General features: G+C 64.5%; 1 protein-coding gene. It reads left to right on the plus strand.

Annotated elements, in window-relative coordinates; translation table 11 throughout:
* Positions 1-21: 21 nt before the first annotated feature.
* On the plus strand, positions 22-248 hold a 227-nt coding region (locus SB754_RS22095), incomplete at its 3' end, for an aminotransferase class III-fold pyridoxal phosphate-dependent enzyme (protein ID WP_410784435.1).

Here is a 248-nt window from a genome sequence, read left to right on the forward strand (position 1 = left end):
GCCAAATGTCTTGAGCGGGGCATGCTCCTGATCGCCGACGAGGCGCAGACCGGACTCGGCCGCACCGGCACGATGTACGCCTTCGAACGTGACGGCACCGTGCCCGACATCCTCACCTTGTCGAAGACGCTCGGTGCCGGACTTCCGGTGGCGGCGGTGATCACCTCCGAGGAAATCGAATCCCGTTGTCACGAGCGTGGATTCCTCTTCTTCACCACCCACGTCTCCGATCCCCTGGCCGCAGCCGT

This window comes from Leifsonia sp. SIMBA_070, from assembly GCF_046534635.1.
Taxonomy (GTDB): Bacteria; Actinomycetota; Actinomycetes; order Actinomycetales; family Microbacteriaceae; genus Leifsonia.